The 18,054-nt window shown below is 68.6% G+C and carries 14 protein-coding genes and 1 riboswitch; of the genes, 11 read left to right on the top strand and 3 right to left on the bottom strand.

What is annotated here, in order from left to right:
• Window positions 1-86: 86 nt before the first annotated feature.
• The 6 genes from E2F48_RS12205 (at window position 87) to E2F48_RS12180 (ending at window position 8,939) form a co-directional block, all read left to right on the top strand.
• Window positions 87-1,238 (top strand): lipid II:glycine glycyltransferase FemX, encoded by a 1,152-nt coding sequence (locus E2F48_RS12205; protein ID WP_165968761.1) that lies wholly within the window; start codon window positions 87-89, stop codon window positions 1,236-1,238.
• A 15-nt stretch (window positions 1,239-1,253) separates the two neighbouring features.
• Window positions 1,254-2,696 carry a phytoene desaturase family protein gene (locus E2F48_RS12200; protein ID WP_133404263.1) on the top strand — a complete coding sequence of 481 codons (1,443 nt, stop codon included), beginning with the start codon at window positions 1,254-1,256 and terminating at the stop codon, window positions 2,694-2,696.
• Between the two features lie 41 nt (window positions 2,697-2,737).
• On the top strand, window positions 2,738-3,181 hold the full coding sequence (locus E2F48_RS12195; protein WP_133404262.1) for a DUF1810 domain-containing protein: 444 nt from the start codon (window positions 2,738-2,740) through the stop codon (window positions 3,179-3,181).
• A gap of 112 nt (window positions 3,182-3,293) precedes the next feature.
• Window positions 3,294-3,395: riboswitch (glycine riboswitch) on the top strand.
• A gap of 159 nt (window positions 3,396-3,554) precedes the next feature.
• The gene (gcvP, locus tag E2F48_RS12190) at window positions 3,555-6,416 is read left to right on the top strand and encodes an aminomethyl-transferring glycine dehydrogenase (protein ID WP_133404261.1); all 2,862 of its coding nucleotides are present in this window, start codon (window positions 3,555-3,557) and stop codon (window positions 6,414-6,416) included.
• 5 nt (window positions 6,417-6,421) lie between these two features.
• Window positions 6,422-7,528 carry a glycine cleavage system aminomethyltransferase GcvT gene (gene gcvT, locus E2F48_RS12185; protein ID WP_133404260.1) on the top strand — a complete coding sequence of 369 codons (1,107 nt, stop codon included), beginning with the start codon at window positions 6,422-6,424 and terminating at the stop codon, window positions 7,526-7,528.
• Window positions 7,529-7,565: 37 nt separating this feature from the next.
• The gene (locus E2F48_RS12180) at window positions 7,566-8,939 is read left to right on the top strand and encodes an L-serine ammonia-lyase (protein ID WP_133404259.1); all 1,374 of its coding nucleotides are present in this window, start codon (window positions 7,566-7,568) and stop codon (window positions 8,937-8,939) included.
• 28 nt (window positions 8,940-8,967) lie between these two features.
• On the opposite strand, the gene E2F48_RS12175 is transcribed toward E2F48_RS12180, so the two are convergent.
• Window positions 8,968-9,411 carry a MarR family winged helix-turn-helix transcriptional regulator gene (locus E2F48_RS12175; RefSeq protein ID WP_133404258.1) on the bottom strand — a complete coding sequence of 148 codons (444 nt, stop codon included), beginning with the start codon at window positions 9,409-9,411 and terminating at the stop codon, window positions 8,968-8,970.
• Window positions 9,412-9,513: 102 nt separating this feature from the next.
• Window positions 9,514-10,320 (bottom strand): alpha/beta fold hydrolase, encoded by an 807-nt coding sequence (locus E2F48_RS12170; RefSeq protein ID WP_133404257.1) that lies wholly within the window; start codon window positions 10,318-10,320, stop codon window positions 9,514-9,516.
• Window positions 10,321-10,413: 93 nt separating this feature from the next.
• Here E2F48_RS12170 and E2F48_RS12165 point away from each other — a divergent pair, with 93 nt between their 5' ends.
• A complete protein-coding gene (locus E2F48_RS12165; RefSeq protein ID WP_133404256.1) occupies window positions 10,414-11,136 on the top strand; it encodes a response regulator transcription factor in 723 nt (240 codons plus the stop codon).
• A gap of 21 nt (window positions 11,137-11,157) precedes the next feature.
• Here E2F48_RS12165 and E2F48_RS12160 read toward each other — a convergent pair whose 3' ends face one another.
• A complete protein-coding gene (locus E2F48_RS12160; RefSeq protein ID WP_165968760.1) occupies window positions 11,158-13,044 on the bottom strand; it encodes a glycerophosphodiester phosphodiesterase in 1,887 nt (628 codons plus the stop codon).
• A gap of 123 nt (window positions 13,045-13,167) precedes the next feature.
• Between E2F48_RS12160 and E2F48_RS12155 the strand changes: the two genes are divergently transcribed.
• From E2F48_RS12155 to E2F48_RS12140, 4 genes are all read left to right on the top strand, one after another.
• Window positions 13,168-14,850 carry an ABC-F family ATP-binding cassette domain-containing protein gene (locus E2F48_RS12155; RefSeq protein ID WP_133404254.1) on the top strand — a complete coding sequence of 561 codons (1,683 nt, stop codon included), beginning with the start codon at window positions 13,168-13,170 and terminating at the stop codon, window positions 14,848-14,850.
• Window positions 14,851-14,957: 107 nt separating this feature from the next.
• On the top strand, window positions 14,958-16,160 hold the full coding sequence (locus E2F48_RS12150; protein ID WP_246018933.1) for an MFS transporter: 1,203 nt from the start codon (window positions 14,958-14,960) through the stop codon (window positions 16,158-16,160).
• A 46-nt stretch (window positions 16,161-16,206) separates the two neighbouring features.
• Window positions 16,207-17,199 (top strand): ATP-binding cassette domain-containing protein, encoded by a 993-nt coding sequence (locus E2F48_RS12145; protein WP_133404253.1) that lies wholly within the window; start codon window positions 16,207-16,209, stop codon window positions 17,197-17,199.
• Window positions 17,196-18,044: an ABC transporter permease gene (locus E2F48_RS12140; RefSeq protein ID WP_120165962.1), complete on the top strand. Its 849-nt coding sequence runs from the start codon at window positions 17,196-17,198 to the stop codon at window positions 18,042-18,044. The genes E2F48_RS12145 and E2F48_RS12140 overlap by 4 nt, the downstream gene beginning before the upstream one ends.
• The last annotated feature ends 10 nt before the right edge of the window (window positions 18,045-18,054 follow it).

Raw genomic sequence — 18,054 nt, 5'->3', positions numbered from 1 at the left:
CGGGAGGCTCAAGTGCGGGCCCCGTTCACGCCGCTGAAGCCTCGGGTAGGCTTGGGCGAGCACGGATTCCCAGCGAAAGAACCCACGTGAGCGCAGCTTCATTCCGATACGAAAAACTAGGCCCGGAGGACTTCGACCGGCTCGTCGGCGGGTACCCCGACGTGGTCGTTCCGATCGAGCAGACCCCGGACTGGGCCGGGTTCGAAGCTGCCCTGGGCCGCCGTCCCTACGGGATCTGGGCCTACTACGACGGCGCAACACTCGTCGCCGTTGCCAGCTACCTCCTCATCCAGCGGCGCCTGAGGACCTCCCTTGTGGTGGTCAACGGCCCCGTGTGGTTCACGGAACGGACGCCGGCCGCCGAACGCTCCCTGATGACGACTGTCCTCGCGCAGTTCGCAGCGGACCCCCGGGTCGACCCGCTGTATATACGGATGCAGGTATCGACGCCGCAGCCGCCCGCGGAGGGCCCCCTGGAGCACGGCTGGTTCGAGCGGGAGATCGTCGTCGATCTCACGCCGGAAGAGAAGGACCTGTTTCGGAGCTTCAAGCCCAACGCCCGCAACAGCATCCGCCGTGCCCAGAAGTCCGGGGTTGAAGTCCGGAGTATTCCCCGCGAGCTATGGAGCGAGACCTTCCGGCAGGACCTTTTCCCGATCATGAGGGAGACCGCCGAGCGCGATGGGTTCGAAAGCTTTGCGTCCGACTACTATGAAACGCTCCTGACTGAACTGGGGGACTACCTCCGCCTGCTTGTCGCCTACCTCGACGGAAAGCCGGTGAGCTGGCTCATCACCAGCGAGTACCGTGGCTCTGCCGTCTACTACTTCGCCGGAAGCACCCAGCAGGCACGCAGGATCTTCGCCCCCTACCTCCTGCTCTGGGAAGCCTTCCGGGAGCTCAAGGCCGCGGGCAACCGCACCTGCGCCCTGACCGGCATTGTCAGCGACAATTACCCGCAGCTTGCCAATGTCACCACGTTCAAGCGGAACTTCTCCAAGAACGTCGTCGTGGTGCCTACGACATATGACCTCCCCGTGAAGCCGCTGCAGTACCGGGCACTCGCCGCGGCCCTCCACGCCCGACGGAGCCTGCCGGGACAGGTGCGGGCTGCTCGGAAGGTGCTGGCCGCGGCGCGGGGCAGCATCGCCGCCAGGACCGGACCGGCCACTGTCCCGCCCGCCCAGCCCGACACCGACGCCCAGCCCGCCGCTGACGCCGGGAGCCGGCCCGCCTGAGGAAGGTGAGAACCGATGGTTGATGTCGAGGTTGTGGGTTCAGGACCCAACGGGCTCGCAGCGGGCGTCGTGCTGGCCCGGGCCGGGCTGAAAGTACGCGTTCACGAGGCCGCGGCGACCATCGGAGGCGGATCCCGAACCCTCCCGCTGATGGAGGACGGGGCGGTCCACGATGTCTGCTCGGCGGTCCACCCCATGGCCCTCGTCTCGGAGTTCTTCACCTCCTTCGAGCTTCGCCGCCGCATCGGGTTCGCCATCCCCGAGGTCTCCTACGCCCACCCTCTCGATTCCGGGAGGGCGGGGATCGCCTACCGCAGCCTGGAGCGGACCGTGGCGGAACTGGGTGCTGATGGTCCGGCATACCGGCGGTTGATGCAGCCCCTTATCGATTCCCGGGACGGCATCCTTGCGCTGACCCTGAACCACCTGCTGCGCGTGCCGAAGAACCCGCTGGCCGCGGCCCGGCTCGCGGCGGCCGTCCTCGATCAGGGCTCGCCGGCCTGGAACCGGCGGTTCCGGGGCGAGGAGGCCCCGGCGATGCTGACCGGGGTCATGGCGCACCCCGTCGGACCGCTTCCCTCGCTCACGGCCGCCGGAGCCGGGATGGTCCTCGGCCTGCTTGCGCACGCCGGCGGGTGGGCCATCCCCGTCGGCGGTTCCCAGGCGATTGCCGACGCCATGGCCCGGGACATTGAAGCCCACGGCGGCGAGATCCTCACCGGTTCCCGGGTGCACTCCCTCGCGGAGCTCGGCGGCGCCCGCGCTGTCCTGCTGGACCTTACCCCGCCCGCGCTTGTGGAGATGGCGCGGGGACGGCTTCCTGAAGGGTACGCGCGGGCGCTGCGCAGGTTCCGGTTTGGCAACGCGGCATGCAAGGTCGACTTCCTGCTCTCCGGCCCCGTACCGTGGACCAATTCCGAGGTGGCCCGGGCCGGCACCGTCCACCTCGGCGGAGCCCGCGCGGAGGTGGCGGCAGCCGAGGCGGACGTCAAGGCAGGACGCCACCCGGAGCGCCCCTATGTCCTTGTCTCCCAGCCGTCGTTGTTCGACCCGACCCGGGCGCCGGCCGGCCGGCACACCCTCTGGACCTACTGCCACGTGCCCCGCGGCTCCACGACGGACATGACCGAAGCCATCACCGCCCAGATCGAACGCTTTGCCCCCGGGTTCCGCGACCTGATCGTCGACTCGCACTCCTCGACGGCCGCCCAGCTCGGGGAGTACAACGAAAACTATGTCGGCGGCGACTTCGGTTCGGGTGCCGTCGACCTGCGCCAGATGATCGCCCGCCCGGTGCTGGCGGCCCACCCGTGGGCGACCCCGCTGAAGGGGGTCTACCTCTGCTCCCAGTCGGCCCCGCCCGGGCCCGGCGTCCACGGCATGGCCGGATTCCATGCCGCGAAGCTCGCCCTGCGGCGCGAGTTCGGGCTGGGAATGCCCGCACTCGGGATCGGCTGACAGTCCAGTTGCCCACGAACAAGAACTCACAGGAGGCTCCGATGGACAATGCGCAGATCGCAGGTGACCCCTACCGCCTGGAACGGTTCGTCACCGCACAGGATGCGGGCGGCACGTACGAGCGGGCCCTTGGTGAAATCCGCGCCGGACGCAAGCAGAGCCACTGGATGTGGTTCGTCTTCCCCCAGATCCAGGGCCTTGGGAGCAGCGCGACGGCCCGCGAATTCGCCATCTCCTCCCTCGCCGAGGCGAAGGCCTATCTCGCCCACCCCGTCCTCGGACCTCGGCTGCTCGAATGCGCCGCGGCGGCCGCCGCGCTGCCCGGGCACAGCGCGGAAGCGGTCTTCGGCGGCATCGACGCCCGGAAACTGCATTCGAGCGCGACCCTCTTCCACCGGGCCGCCCCCGGGGAGCCCGTGTTCTCCGACCTCCTCGCGAAGTACTTCGACTTCCAGCCCGACGCCGCCACCGACGAACGCCTCTGAATGGAGGCCGCGAACAGCGATCCTGAGCAGCGCCTCCCGCCGGGCGCCTTTGCCCGGCCGGGGGTTGCCAAGGTAGGATCGATGTGGTTTCGACCACAATTTCATACGCCTTTGACCTGCAGCGGGAGAGTCCTGCCGCGAATATCCACTCGGCAGGCGCCGTAGGAGCAAATCCTCCCCAGGAATCTCTCAGGCCCAGTACCGCTGCGGTTAGGCAACTCTGGAAAGCAGCGCACCGGCCCCGAGGGCAGGCGGCGCTCACCGAAGGTGCAAGCAGGCACGGAGCCCTGCGGAAACTCTCAGGTCCAAGACACAGAGCGGGGAGGAACTCGAAAAGGGACGCGCTTCCAGCGCTTGAACGTACGGAGTTTCCATGACCGCCCATGCCGACCTGGCTTCCACCTTCGCCGACCGCCACATCGGTCCGCGCACCTCCGACGCAGCGCAGATGCTGTCGGTCCTCGGATACCCCAGCATCGACAAGCTCGTCGATGTCGCCGTTCCGGCAAGCATCCGGTCCGCCAAGGCCCTCGATCTTCCCGCGGCGCTCAGCGAACCCGAGGTGCTGGCGCAGCTGCGCCGGATCGCAGGCCGCAACCGGACCGCCGTGCAGATGATCGGCCAGGGCTACTTCGACACCGTCACCCCTCCCGTGATCCGCCGCAACGTCCTCGAGTCACCCGCCTGGTACACGGCCTACACGCCCTACCAGCCGGAAATCTCCCAGGGCCGCCTCGAAGCCCTCCTCAACTTCCAGACCATGGTCCAGGACCTCACCGCCCTCGACATCGCCAACGCATCCCTGCTCGATGAAGCCTCGGCCGTCGCCGAGGCCGTGCTGCTGATGCGCCGCTCGGGCAAGAACAAGTCAGGCCGCACAGTCCTCGACGCCGACTGCCTCCCGCAGACCGTCGCCGTGGTCCGCGGCCGCGCCGAGGCGCTCGGCTTCGAGGTGGAGATCGCCGACCTCTCCCAGGGCCTGCCCGAGGGTGACATCAACGGCGTCGTTCTCCAGCAGCCCGGTGCCTCCGGTGCCCTGCGAGACCACACAGCGGTCATCGCCACCGCCAAGGAACGCGGGGTCCTCGTCACCGTCGCCGCCGACCTGCTGGCCCTGACCCTGATTACCGCCCCGGGCGAGCAGGGCGCCGACATCGCCGTCGGCTCTGCCCAGCGCCTTGGCGTTCCGCTGTTCTTCGGCGGACCCCACGCCGCGTACATGGCGGTGCGCAAGGGCCTCGAGCGCATGCTGCCCGGCCGCCTGGTCGGGGTGTCCAAGGACGCCGACGGCGCCCCCGCTTACCGGCTGGCCCTCCAGACCCGCGAGCAGCACATCCGCCGTGAAAAGGCGACGTCGAACATCTGCACCGCCCAGGCGCTGCTGGCCATCACCGCCAGCATGTACGGGGTCTATCACGGCCCCGAGGGCCTCAAGGCGATCGCCGAGCAGACCCACCGGCGGGCTGTCGACCTCGCCGGCCGGCTGACCGCCACCGGAGCGCAGATCGTCCACGACACCTTCTTCGACACCCTGCTGGTCCGCGTGCCGGGCCGGGCCGCCGAACTCGCGGACCGCGCCGAGGAACTCGGCTACAACCTGCGCCGCGTCGACGCGGACCACCTCGGCATCTCCTGCGACGAGACCACCACCGAGGACCACATCGCCGCCGTCGCCGGCGTGTTCGGCGCCGGCAGCGACGCCGGTTCTGGGGCATCGGAAACCGGGACCCGGATCCCGACGGGACTGCGCCGCACCTCGGCCTACATGACCCACCCGGTGTTCTCGCTGCACCGCTCGGAAACGGCGATGCTGCGCTACCTGCGCCGCCTCTCCGACCGCGACCTGGCCCTGGACCGCACCATGATCCCGCTGGGCTCGTGCACCATGAAGCTCAATGCCACGGTGGAGATGGAAGCGATCTCATGGCCCGAGTTCGCCTCGATCCACCCGTTCGCGCCCACCGGACAGACCGAGGGCTGGCGCGAACTCATCACCGATCTCGAGGAGCGCCTGGCCGAGATCACCGGCTACGCCAAGGTGTCCCTGCAGCCCAACGCCGGCTCGCAGGGTGAGCTCGCGGGCCTGCTCGCCATCCGCGGCTACCACCGCTCGCGCGGCGACGAGAACCGCACGGTGTGCCTGATCCCGTCCTCGGCGCACGGCACCAACGCCGCCTCCGCCGTCCTCGCCGGCATGAAGGTCGTGGTTGTGGCCACGGCCGCCAACGGCAATATCGACCACGATGACCTCAAGGCGAAGATCGAGCAGCACGCCGAGAACCTCTCCGCGATCATGATCACCTACCCCTCAACCCACGGTGTGTTCGAGGAGGATGTCCGCTGGGTCTGCGAGCAGGTGCATGCGGCCGGCGGGCAGGTCTACATCGATGGCGCGAACCTCAACGCGCTTGTTGGGCTGGCCAAGCCGGGTGAGTTCGGCGGCGACGTCTCTCACCTGAACCTGCACAAGACTTTCTGCATCCCGCATGGCGGCGGCGGCCCCGGCGTTGGGCCGGTCGCCGTGGCCGAGCACCTCATCGACTTCCTGCCCGGTGACGCGAACCGGGACATCTCCACCGACGAGGCCGCCGGCGGCGCCCCCGTCGCGGCGTCGATGTACGGTTCGGCCGGGGTTCTGCCCATCTCCTGGGCCTACGTGGCCCTGATGGGCGCGGAGGGCCTGACCAGCGCCACGGCACACGCCCTGCTCGCCGCCAACTACGTCGCTGCACGCCTCAACGAGCACTTCCCCGTGCTCTACACAGGTGCCCAGGGGCTGGTGGCACACGAGTGCATTCTCGACCTGCGCCCGCTCACTGCGAAGACCGGGGTCACCGCCGAGGACGTCGCCAAGCGGCTCATCGACTACGGTTTCCACGCCCCCACGCTGTCCTTCCCGGTGGCCGGAACCCTCATGGTGGAGCCCACCGAGTCGGAGAACCTCGCCGAGCTCGACCGGTTCGTCGACGCCATGATCGCCATCAAGGGCGAGATCGACCGGGTCGCCGACGGCGAGTGGACCGTCGAGGAAAGCCCGCTGCGCCAGGCCCCGCACACCGCCACCACGCTCATCGGGGACGACTGGAAGCAGTCATACCCGCGCGAGCTCGCCGCATACCCGCTGCGCTCTTTGCGGCACGACAAGTACTTCCCGCCGGTCCGGCGCATCGACGGCGCCCACGGCGACCGCAACCTGGTGTGCTCCTGCCCTCCCATCGAAGCCTTCGAGGACTAAACCCCATGCCCAAGCAGACCCCGCTCTACACCCGGCACGAAGCCCTCGGCGCCTCCTTCACCGACTTCGGCGGCTGGCAGATGCCGCTGAAGTACGGCAGCGAGCTCGAAGAACACCACACGGTGCGCCGCGCCGCCGGCCTGTTCGACCTCTCCCACATGGGGGAGGTCCTGGTCACCGGACCCCAGGCGGCAGAGTTCCTCAACTACGCGCTCGTGGGCAACCTCGCGGTGATGCCGGTGGGGAAGGCTAAGTACTCCCTCATCTGCAACGCCGACGGAGGCGTGATCGACGACCTCATCACCTACCGCCTGGCCGAGGACCGCTTCCTGGTAGTGCCCAACGCCTCCAACGCGGACACCGTCGCTTCGGAGCTGCGCGACCGCGCCGCCGACTTCGACGCCGTGGTGGAGGACCAGTCCGAGACCACCGCCCTGGTGGCCGTCCAAGGGCCCAACGCCGAGGCGATCCTGCTGGCTCTGGCGGCCCCCGACGACGCCGAGGCCATCACCTCGCTGCGCTACTACGCCGCCGTCGAGGTCGAACTGGCCGGGGTGCCGGTCCTGCTGGCCCGCACCGGTTACACCGGCGAGGACGGATTCGAGCTGTTCGTCGGCAACTCCTTCGCGGTGCGCGTCTGGGACGCGGCCCTCCAAGCCGGTGCCGGCCACGGCCTGATTCCGTGCGGCCTTGCCGCCCGGGACTCCCTCCGCCTCGAGGCCGGCATGCCGCTCTACGGAAACGAACTCGGTCTCTCGACCAACCCCTTCGAGGCCGGCCTCGGCCCGGTGGTGAGCCTCAAGAAGACCGAGGACTTCGTGGGCCGCTCGGTCCTGGAGCCGCTGAAGGCCACCGGGCCGGCACGCCGCCTGGTGGGACTGCGCGGCACCGGCCGGCGTTCCGCGCGCGCCGGGTACGACGTCGTCGTTGACGGCACGGCCGTGGGCACGGTGACCTCGGGGCTGCCCAGCCCCACCCTCGGCTACCCGGTGGCGCTGGCCTACCTCGACTCGGCCCTCGCGGAGCCGGGCACCGAAGTCCAGGTCGACCTCCGTGGCCGCCCTGAGCCCTTCACCGTCGTGGAGACACCGTTCTACAAGCGCGCCAAGTGATGCCGTTCGACGGCTCCATCGCACCAGGGGGACTCCAATGACCATCAGCGCATTCGACCTGTTCAAGATCGGCATCGGCCCGTCCAGTTCCCACACCGGCGGGCCGATGACGGCCGCCTACCTGTATACGGAACTGCTGCGGGAGGAGGGCCTGCTCGGGCGGGTCGACCGGCTCCAGGTTGAGCTCTTCGGCTCGCTCGGCGTGACCGGACACGGTCACGGCACAGTGAAGGCGATCCTGCTCGGCCTGGAGGGAAGCCAGCCCCATCTCGTCGATCCGGCCACCGCCGACGAACGGGTGGGACGCATCGGCGAACTGAAGTCGCTGCGCCTGGCCGGTGAACAGGAAATCACCTTCGACCCCGACCGGGACCTCATCCTGCACCGGCGGCAGCGGCTTGAATATCACACCAACGGAATGCGTTTCCAGGCCTGGGACGTCTCGGGAACGCTGCTCAGGGCGCGCGACTACTTCTCGGTCGGCGGCGGATTCGTCCTTGACGAGAACCAGATCGGCGTCGAGACCCAGCCCGTGCCGGACGTCGTCGTACCTTTCCCGTTCAATACGGCCGACCAGCTGCTCGAAATATGCCAGAAACACGATATGTCCTTTTCCGGGGTAGTGCTCGCCAATGAAAAGGCCTTCCGGAGCGAGGAGGAGGTCCGGGCGGGCCTGCTGCAGATCTGGGAGGTCATGCAGGACACCATCCGCCGGGGGACCAGCACCGGCGGCGTTCTGCCGGGCGGGCTCGCAGTGCGGCGGCGGGCCGCCCGCCAGCTGGAACTCCTTGAGAAGGCCAACGACCCCGGGGACCGGCTGGGGACCATGGAGTGGGTGACACTGTTCGCCCTGGCGGTCAATGAGGAAAACGCGGCCGGCGGCCGCGTGGTCACGGCGCCCACCAACGGGGCCGCCGGCATCATCCCGGCCGTCCTGAAGTACTACGTCGACTTCGTCCCCGGTGCCAGCGACGACGGCGTCGTACGCTTCCTGCTGGCCGCCACCGCCGTCGGGTCCCTGTTCAAGAAGAACGCGTCCATCTCGGGTGCGGAAGTGGGATGCCAGGGCGAGGTCGGCTCCGCCTGCGCCATGGCGGCCGGTGCCCTCGCCGAGGTGCTCGGAGGCACTCCCGAGCAGGTGGAAAACGCGGCGGAGATCGGGATTGAGCACAACCTGGGACTGACCTGCGATCCGGTCGGCGGGCTGGTGCAGATCCCCTGCATCGAACGCAACGCGGTTGGCGCGATCAAGGCCATCACCGCCGCACGGATGGCGGTGCGCGGCGACGGGCAGCACCACGTCTCACTCGATATCGCCATCAAGACGATGCGCGACACCGGGGCGGACATGATGGACAAGTACAAGGAGACGGCCCGGGGCGGACTCGCCCTGAACGTCGTGGAGTGCTGAGCGGGCAGGTCCCGCTCAGCCGGCCGGCCTAGACAGCGGTGGGAACCGACTTGCTCCGCTGGGGGGCGAGTTCGACCACGATGTCCCGCAGCAGTCCGCGCAGCTCCTCGGACTCAAGGCCCTCGCCGGTCATCAGGGACCGCTCGATGTCCTGGGCCCGGGCCAGGGCCATCAGTCCCGCCTCGGTGATGGTGATGCGCTGGCTGCGGCGGTCGCGGGTGTCGCGGATGCGGGAGATGAAGCCCTGCCGCTCGAGCTTCTCGAGCGTCTTGCCGATGGTCTGGGCCTGGACATGCACTGCCAAAGCGAGCCGCGCGCCGGTCATGGTGCCCTCACGGGAAAGCACACCCAGGGTGGTGTAGCCCGCATGGGTGATGCCGATATCGAGGAGTCGTTCGTTCCAGGCATGGTCCACCAGCCGGGCGGCGGTGGTGAGGAGACGGCTTGTTGACCACTCGTTCAGGTTTGGCATGACGGTACTTCTTCCAGACGCTAGTAAATCCCGATACCTCCACTATGAACCTAAATCTTCAAGTTTTCCCTGTGATCCACCCCAAGCTTTAAGCAAGGGTGCTTAGGAAGTCGGATGCCCGGATTCCGGACCCAAAGAGTCGCCGACCCCGGAGCGGTGGCCGCTCAGGAAGACCCGAATGGCTTCGGCGACCGCCTCCGGAGCGCCCTGCTGGGCGACATGCGGCTGGCCGGGAATCTCGGTGAAGGACCCGTCGGGCGCGGCCTCTGCGAGTTCCCGGCACCACGGCTCTCGCGCCACCGGATCCCGTGAGCCGCGCATCACCAGGACGGGGCATTGCATGGCGGGGAGGGCGGCTTCGAGGCGGTACTCCATCATGGGGCGCACCGTTTTCAGGTACCAGCGCAGGCCGGTCCGCAGGTAGTCGGTGAGAACAATGAAGTTTGCCGAGGGAAGTTCGCGCAGCGAGTCGTGCCCGAGCGCGGCCGCCTGCCGCCAGACCGACCGGCGCCGCCGGTCCACCACCGGCCCAATCAGCACGACCCCGGCAACCCGCCGGGGATCCCGCAGGGCCGCAGCCGTGGCGATCTGGGCACCCATCGAATGCCCCACGAGGATGCAGGGCGCCACCTGGGCTTCGGCGAGCAGGTCCAGCAGCACGGCGGCGTAGTCCTCCACCGAGAGGGTGGGACCGGGAGACGGGTTGGGGCCGAAGCCCGGGAGGTCCACCGCATAGGTGTCGGTGGTGGCCGTGAGCTCCTCATGCAGGCGGTCAAGGTAGCGGTGCGACATTCCGATGCCGTGGATCAGGACGAACGGCGGCTCGGTGCTTCCGGCGGGCCCGGGCGAGGAGTGGATGCGGAGGGTGTGCCCGCGCAGGCGGACAGTCGAGACAGTGCGAGAGACCATCCGGTGAGTGTAGCCCGGCGCATTACCCACCAAAGTTCAAGGAATCCTCAAGTTTGGACAGCGGCTCCTCCAAATTTCTGGCAAGGTATTGCTATGCCCGATATCCATGAACCACGCACCGCCCTCATCGTCGAGGACGACGAGGACATCCGGGAGCTGCTGGGCACGGCGCTGCGGTTGAAGGGATTTTCGATCCTGGAGGCAGCGACCGGGCACGAGGGCCTCGCAAAGGTGCGCGACCATCAGCCCGACCTGATTACCCTGGACCTCAACCTTCCTGACCTCGACGGGGTCGAGGTCTGCCGCCAGTCCAGGGCGATGAGTGACGCCTACATCGTGATGGTGACCGCGCGCCAGGACGAAATCGACCGATTGCTGGGCCTGGAGACCGGCGCCGACGATTTCATCGGCAAGCCGTTCAGCCCGCGGGAGTTCACGGCGCGCGTCTCGGCCATGTTCCGCAGGCCGCGCACCGGGCCGGGCACGGCGGGCAACGGCAGCTCCCTGCTGCGCCACAACGGGCTGCTGATGGATGTCGAGGGCCGCACGGTGAGCCTCGACGGCGAGGAACTGGCCCTGACGAGGATCGAATTCGACCTCCTCGAGGCCCTGCTCGACGGCGCGTCGCGGGTGTGGTCCCGCGAGGCACTCCTCGACCGGGTGTGGGGGGACGGCTGGGCGCTTGACCACCACCTCGTCGAAGTCCACATCCGGAACCTTCGTCGGAAACTCAGCGATGACACCAGCAATCCGCGGTTCATCCGCACCGTGCGGGGCGTAGGCTACCGGCTCATTCCGCTGACACCGGTGCGCTGAGACTGCTGCGGCCCGCCCGGCCTACAGCAGGCTGAGCTCATCGAGGGCGTCGCGCAGCCCCGGCGCGCTTCCCCGCTCGTCATCGATGCTTTTCCGCTCACCTTGAACGACGTCGGGCCGGTCCGTGATGATTCCGTCGACCGGCACCCGCAGGAACGTGCGGATGGCGTCGGGGTCGTTCACCGTCCACACCCACAGCTCCTTGCCGCGGCCGCGGGCGAGGGCGGCGAGTTCCTCGGTGAAGAAGGACTGCTCGACCACGAGGAAATCGCCCGGCTCCCCCTCCAGGGTGCCGACATTGGCCGCCACGGTGTAGCCCACCCGAAGCCCGGGCCGCTTCTCCTCGAGTTCCTGGACCACCTCGCTGCTCAGGGAATGGTAGATGTGGTGGCCCGTGGCGCCGATCGAATCAAGCTCCGCCAGGAGCCGGTCCACTACCTGGGGCGATTCATGCCCGTGCAGCTTGAGTTCGATCAGGAGCTTCACGCCGAGCTCCTCGGCGCGCAGCACGTAGTCGATGAGGGAAACCATTGAATCGCTGTAGCCGCCAACGCGCACGTCAATCGCCTCGGCCTCGGCGAGGGTCAGCTCGTAGGTGTTGACGTTGAGCCCCGAGACGATCCACAGGTTGACGTCGTGGCTGAGAATGAAGCGCCCGTCCCTGGTCTCCTGGGCGTCGATCTCGACAAAGTCGGGTTGCACCCTGGCCGCCGCCTCAAGGGCGCCGATGGTGTTTTCCACGCCTCCCCCGACAAAACCGCGGTGGGCGATGATCTTGGTGGACCCGGAGTCCGCCGGCACACTTCCGGCCGCCGGGAGGATCGAGGCGGATTGGACGGCCGTGGCTCCCATCACCGTCAGGCCGAGGGCCACCAGTGCAGCCTGCCGCCGCCCGGAGCGGCCCCTCGGGTGGGGTTCTGGGGCCGCGGGGGCAGGCGCTGGTGCCCCGTCGGGAAGGCCCGCCCGCCGGTTGTTGTAGGCGGCGGTCAGGGCGTGGAGGATCACCACGAGCGCGAAGCTCAGCACCACCGCGGAACCGACATTGGCGATACCGTAGCCGCCGGCCGCCACGGCGGGGGCGAGGGGCGGGGCGAAGCGGTCCGCCAGGGCGGCCGCGAACACCACTGCCTCGGTCAGCAGGGTCGAGAGCGCCCCGGCGCCGGCGGCGACGATGCCGATGGCGGCGGCAATCCGCCACGACTGGCGCCGGGTCGCGGCCAGGCTGCCCGCCACGGCGCGGCCCGGGGATATTCCTTCGATCACCAGCAGCGGGAAGGTGAATATCAGGCGGAGATTCACGTACAGGAGTACCGCGAGGAGCGTCCCGTACAGGGCGGCGCTCACCGGCGCCTTGAGCATCTCTCCGCTGATGAACAGCGGTACGGCGATGCCGCGGGTGACCGTGGAGAAGAGCCCGAATCCGCCCAGGGGCATCACCAGCAGGACATAGACGATCAGCAGGGGTGACTGGTAGTGGACCACCGCCCGGATGGCCCGGGTTACGTCCTCGACCACCGGCCGCAGCTGCAGGGGCAGGGCGCACTGCTGACGGTGGACCAGCACGATCAGGGTGACAAGCTGCAGGCTCACCACAGCGAGGGCGGCGACGACCAGCAGGATCATCAGCAGGAGGGCCACGGGGTGCGCAAGCACCATTCCGAGGTTCTGGTCGCTGATCCGGGGCAGGCCCGACGCCGCCAGGACGAGGCGGAAGAGTGCCGACAGGGCCGGAAGCGCCAGCAGGATGGTGGCGCCGTTGAGGACCAGGGAGGCGAGCTGGAGGGGGAGGAACCCTCTGAGCGCCTCGGCCAGGGCCTTCCGCAGCGACGTGCGCAGGGGAAAGGACGCCGATGGCACGCGGGTTTCGGGCGCGCCGTTTGAGCGCCCGATCCGCTTGGCCATGTACATCTCGAGTATCCCTTCGGGTCTCCGGAGCTCCGGGGCGCGCGCGGAGGGGCGCCAGCTGAGCATTTACCGAACCACTCTAGGCCCCCGGCGGAGCGCCGCGCGGCCCGCCGCTAAACTCTAGGGGTGGCCCACCTTGACGTTTCCAACATTGATTATTTCCTCTCCGACGGACGGCAGCTGCTCAATGCCGTCTCATTCCGGGTCGGGGAAGGCCACAAGACGGCCCTGATCGGACCCAACGGCACGGGCAAGACAACGCTGCTGCGGATCATCGCCGGTGACCTGACCGCCGACGAGGGGGCGGTCACCCGGTCGGGTGCTCTGGGCATCATGCGCCAGTTCGTGGGGCAGGTGCGCGATGACACCACCGTCCGCGACCTCCTGGTCTCCGCCGCGCCGCCGGCCCTCGCACGGGCGGCGAAGGCGGTCGACGACGCCGAACTGGCCATGATGGAAACCGATGATGAGCCCACCCAGATGCGCTACGCCCAGGCGATCGCCGACTGGGGGGACAGCGGCGGGTATGAACTGGAGACCACCTGGGACGAGGTGACCATGGCGGCCCTCGGCATTCCGTTCGACCGCGCCCAGCACCGGGCGGCTTCCACCCTCTCCGGCGGCGAGCAGAAACGCCTGGTCCTCGAGGCGCTCTTCTCAGGCCCGGACGAACTGCTCCTGCTCGATGAGCCGGACAACTACCTCGATGTGCCCGGCAAGCGCTGGCTCGAGAAGAAACTGGCCGAGTCACGCAAGTCGGTGCTCTTCGTCAGCCACGACCGGGAGCTGCTGGCCAACGCCGCCACCCGCATCGTCACGCTCGAGCCCGGCGTCCTCGGGGCGTCGGCCTGGACCCACGGTGGAGGATTCGAGACCTACCTCAAGGCCCGGCAGGACCGGAACGCGCGGTTCGAGGAGCTTCGGCGCCGGTGGGACGAAGAGCACCTGAAGCTCAAGGAACTCGTGAACATGTACAAGAACAAGGCCGCGTTCCGCTCCGATATGGCCAACCGGTACCACGCGGCGCAGACGCGGCTTGCGAAATTCCTCGAGGCGGGCCCGCCGGAAGCCCTTCCCATGGAACAGAACGTGTCGATGCGGCTGCGCGGAGGACGCACGGCGAAGAGGGCGGTGGTGGCGACGAAGCTCGAACTGACGGGGCTCATGAAGCCGTTCAGCACTGAGATCTGGTTCGGCGACCGGGTCGGCGTTTTGGGCTCCAACGGATCCGGCAAGTCGCACTTCCTGCGGCTGCTCGCCGGCGGCGGGACCGACCCGGACAAGGAACACCAGCCGGTATCCGACGTCGACATCGCCGAGGTGCCGCACGAGGGGACCGTCAAGCTCGGGGCGCGGATCCGCCCGGGGTTCTTCGCGCAGACCCATTCGCGTCCGGACCTGCTGGGCCGGACCCTGCTCGACATCCTGCACCGCGGCGATGAGCACCGCTCGGGCCTGGGACGCGAGGCGGCCTCGGCCGTCCTCGACCGGTACGGCCTGGCGGGACAGGCCGAGCAAGCGTACGACTCGCTCTCCGGCGGGCAGCAGGCGCGGCTGCAGATCCTGCTGCTCGAACTCTCCGGCGCCACCCTGCTGCTGCTCGACGAGCCGACGGACAACCTCGACCTGCACTCGGCCGAAGCGCTCGAACACGCCATCGACGCCTTCGAGGGAACCGTCCTCGCCGTCACCCACGACCGGTGGTTTGCCCGCAGCTTCGACCGGTTCCTCGTCTTCGGCTCCGATGGAAAGGTCTACGAGACCAAGGAACCCGTCTGGGATGAGGGGCGGGTGGCCCGGGCCCGCTGAGCCGGGCACCGGACGCCGGCCGCCGGTTCGCCCGGTGGGATTGGCCCGGGCCGGCGGATAGGGCGACCGGTTTGAATGCCACCGGAGCGCACGGCTACGGTGGCAGGGTGAACCCCAACCTGAAGTCCGCCGTCTGGGCCACCTTCGCCATCTTCGGGCTCAACGGCCTTGTCTTCGCGAGCTGGGCCGCCCGGATCCCGGCTGCTTCGGCAGCGCTTGAGCTCAGCTCGGGCCAGATGGGTGCACTGCTGCTGGTTGGGGCGGTGGGCTCGGTCCTGTCCCTGCCCCTTGCCGGTTTGATCTCGGCACGCGTCGGCACGGCGAACACCGTGCGGGTCGGAGGAGCCGCGGCGGCGCTCGCCGCGGCCACCGTCGCCGCCGGCCTGCAGTTCCAGTCGGTGCCGCTCACCGGGGCGGGACTGTTCCTCTTCGGTTCGGGCGTGGCGCTCTGGGACGTCGCCCAGAACATCGAGGGCGCCGACGTCGAACGGCGGCTGCGGCGCACCATCATGCCGCGCTTCCACGCGGCCTTCAGTGGCGGCGCGTTCCTCGGGGCGCTGCTGGGCGCCGGCCTTGCCGCCGTCGACGTCGACCTGCCGGCGCACCTGGTGGCCATCGCGGTCCTGTCCCTCGCCGTGTCCCTGTGGATTCCCCGGTATTTCCTGCCCGTGGCCGCGCCCGGGCACGCCGAGCAGGCGCCGGTGGCGGGTGGCAGGTTCTCCGCCTGGCGCGAGCCGCGCACGCTGCTGATCGGCCTCGTGGTGCTGGGTGCCGCATTGACGGAGGGTGCTGCCAACGACTGGGTGGCCAAGGCCACCGTTGACGGGCTGGGCAGCAGCGAAAGCGTCGGGGCCCTCATGTTCGCCGTCTTCGTCGCCGCGATGACCCTGGTCCGCTTTATCGGCGGGGGCTACATCGACCGCCACGGCCGGGTCCGGGTGCTTCAGGCGAGCCTCGGAACCTCCCTCGCTGGCCTCCTGCTGTTCGTGCTCGCCCCCAATGTCCTCCTGGCGGGGGTGGGGGCCGTCCTGTGGGGTGCCGGGGCCGCACTGGGCTTCCCCATGGGCATGTCGGCGGCCGCCGATGACCCGCGCCACGCCGCGCTGCGGGTCTCGGTCGTCTCGACGATCGGCTACACCGCCTTCCTCGCCGGGCCGCCCCTGCTGGGCTTCCTCGGTGACCTCGTCGGGATCCGGACCGCCCTGCTCGCCGTCGGCGCCGCAGTGCTCGCGTCCTTCCTGGTCGCCCCCGCCGCCCGTGAACGGGCCGGCGAGGAGCACACGGCAATTTTGGATAAGGACAGAACCTGACCTGATTGGTGCGGTGCTGTGGGAGTGCCCGCCTAAGCTTTTCCGCATGACAATGATTGAGGCCTCCGGTCTGAAAAAGACCTACCGCTCAAAGAGCGGCCCGGTCCATGCCCTTGCCGGGATGGACCTATCCGTGCCCCCGGGAACGGTGAAGGCGCTGCTGGGCCCGAACGGCGCCGGCAAGACCACGGTGGTCAAGGTGCTGACCACGCTGATCCGGCCCACCGAGGGCACCGCCTTCGTCGATGGAATCGACGTCCTCGCCAATCCGAAAGCGGCCCGCCGCATCATCGGTGTCTCGGGCCAGTACGCGGCCGTCGACGAGAACCTCACCGGGTTCGAAAACCTTGAAATGGTGGGCAGGCTCTACCACCTGAGCGCCCGCGAGGCCAAGCGCAGGGCTCAGGAACTGATCGAACAGTTTGAACTTACCGAGGCGGGCAACCGGCCGGTCAAGGGCTTCTCGGGCGGCATGCGCCGCCGGATCGACCTTGCCGGGGCACTGGTGATCAACCCCAAGGTGCTCTTCCTCGACGAACCCACCACGGGGCTCGATCCGCGCAGCCGCCTATCGCTCTGGGGGATCATCAAGGACCTGGTCAGCGACGGAACCACGCTGCTGCTCACCACGCAGTACCTCGAGGAGGCGGATCAGCTCTCCGACGACATCGCCGTGATCGACGGCGGGCGCGTCATCGCCGAAGGAACCGCGGACGAGCTCAAGGCGCAGATCGGCGGCCACCGGGTGGTCGTCACCCTGGTGGACCCGGCCGACGCTGGAGCGGCCCGGGAAATTCTCGGGCGCCACGGCGACGGGGAGGCCACCGTCGGAACCGACGGCCGCACCGTCGAGGTGGGCGTAATCAACGGGCCGCGCGCCCTGCAATACGTCCTCGGCGACCTGGGGCAGGCAGGGGTCGAACTTCACGACGCCGGCATGCGGCGTCCCAGCCTCGATGATGTCTTCCTCAAGCTCACGGGCCGGCACGCCGAAAACACCGATGAAAACGTTCCTGCTGAGAAGGAGAACGCGAAATGAGCGTCCTGGCCCCCGAAAACCGGCAGGCCCGGCCCGCGCCCGAGCCCGGCGCCGCCTCGATGTGGCTGTCCGACGGCTGGACGGTCACCAAGCGCAACCTGACGAAGCTCAAGCGTTCCCCGGACATGCTTGTGTTCGCCGTGCTGCAGCCGATCATGTTTGTGCTGCTGTTCAGCCAGATCTACGGCGGCTCCATCCAGGTCCAGGGAACCGACTACACCCAGTACCTCATGGCAGGGATCTTCGCCCAGACCGTGATCTTCGGCTCGACCTTCTCCGGTTCGGCGATGGCCCAGGACCTCAAGGACGGCATCATCGACCGGTTCCGGACTCTGCCGATGAGCTCTTCGGCGGTCCTGGTCGGACGCACGAACAGCGACCTGGTGCTCAACGGCATCTCCATGCTCATCATGATGGCGACGGGGTTCGTCGTGGGCTGGCGGGTGAACGCGCCCTTCAGCAGTTTCCTTGCCGGCATCGGGCTGCTGCTGCTGTTCTCCTATGCATTCAGCTGGGTCATGGCACTGCTGGGCATGAGCGTGAAGTCGCCGGAGGTCATCAATAACGCCTCCTTCATGATCCTGTTTCCGCTCACGTTTATCTCCAACGCCTTCGTCCAGAGCCAGACCCTTCCGGCGCCGCTCGAGGCGTTCGCTAACTGGAACCCGGTCTCCGCGCTGGTCCAGGCGGCACGGGAGCTCTTCGGCAATGTCGGTTCGGTGCCCACCCCGGATGCCTGGCCCATGCAGAACGCCGTGCCGACGGTCCTGATCGGTGCGATCCTGATGCTGCTGATCTTCGTCCCGCTGTGCATCCGGAAGTTCGCCTCGATCAGCTCCCGCTGAACCCTTCTCC

The sequence above is a fragment of the Arthrobacter crusticola genome (genome assembly GCF_004357995.1).
Taxonomy (GTDB): Bacteria; Actinomycetota; Actinomycetes; order Actinomycetales; family Micrococcaceae; genus Arthrobacter_D; species Arthrobacter_D crusticola.
Note: the sequence above shows the minus strand (reverse complement) of the source record. Positions and strands in the feature narration are given on the sequence as shown.

What these genes read in the sequence shown, in the direction of transcription:
- E2F48_RS12165 (WP_133404256.1), top strand. Translation starts at nt 10,414, where the DNA reads ATGCCCGATATCCATGAACCACGCACCGCCCTCATCGTCGAGGACGAC.
- E2F48_RS12145 (WP_133404253.1), top strand. Translation starts at nt 16,207, where the DNA reads ATGACAATGATTGAGGCCTCCGGTCTGAAAAAGACCTACCGCTCAAAG.
- E2F48_RS12170 (WP_133404257.1), bottom strand. Translation starts at nt 10,320, where the DNA reads ATGGTCTCTCGCACTGTCTCGACTGTCCGCCTGCGCGGGCACACCCTC.
- E2F48_RS12200 (WP_133404263.1), top strand. Translation starts at nt 1,254, where the DNA reads ATGGTTGATGTCGAGGTTGTGGGTTCAGGACCCAACGGGCTCGCAGCG.
- gcvT (WP_133404260.1), top strand. Translation starts at nt 6,422, where the DNA reads ATGCCCAAGCAGACCCCGCTCTACACCCGGCACGAAGCCCTCGGCGCC.
- E2F48_RS12195 (WP_133404262.1), top strand. Translation starts at nt 2,738, where the DNA reads ATGGACAATGCGCAGATCGCAGGTGACCCCTACCGCCTGGAACGGTTC.
- E2F48_RS12160 (WP_165968760.1), bottom strand. Translation starts at nt 13,044, where the DNA reads ATGTACATGGCCAAGCGGATCGGGCGCTCAAACGGCGCGCCCGAAACC.
- E2F48_RS12175 (WP_133404258.1), bottom strand. Translation starts at nt 9,411, where the DNA reads ATGCCAAACCTGAACGAGTGGTCAACAAGCCGTCTCCTCACCACCGCC.
- gcvP (WP_133404261.1), top strand. Translation starts at nt 3,555, where the DNA reads ATGACCGCCCATGCCGACCTGGCTTCCACCTTCGCCGACCGCCACATC.
- E2F48_RS12140 (WP_120165962.1), top strand. Translation starts at nt 17,196, where the DNA reads ATGAGCGTCCTGGCCCCCGAAAACCGGCAGGCCCGGCCCGCGCCCGAG.
- E2F48_RS12180 (WP_133404259.1), top strand. Translation starts at nt 7,566, where the DNA reads ATGACCATCAGCGCATTCGACCTGTTCAAGATCGGCATCGGCCCGTCC.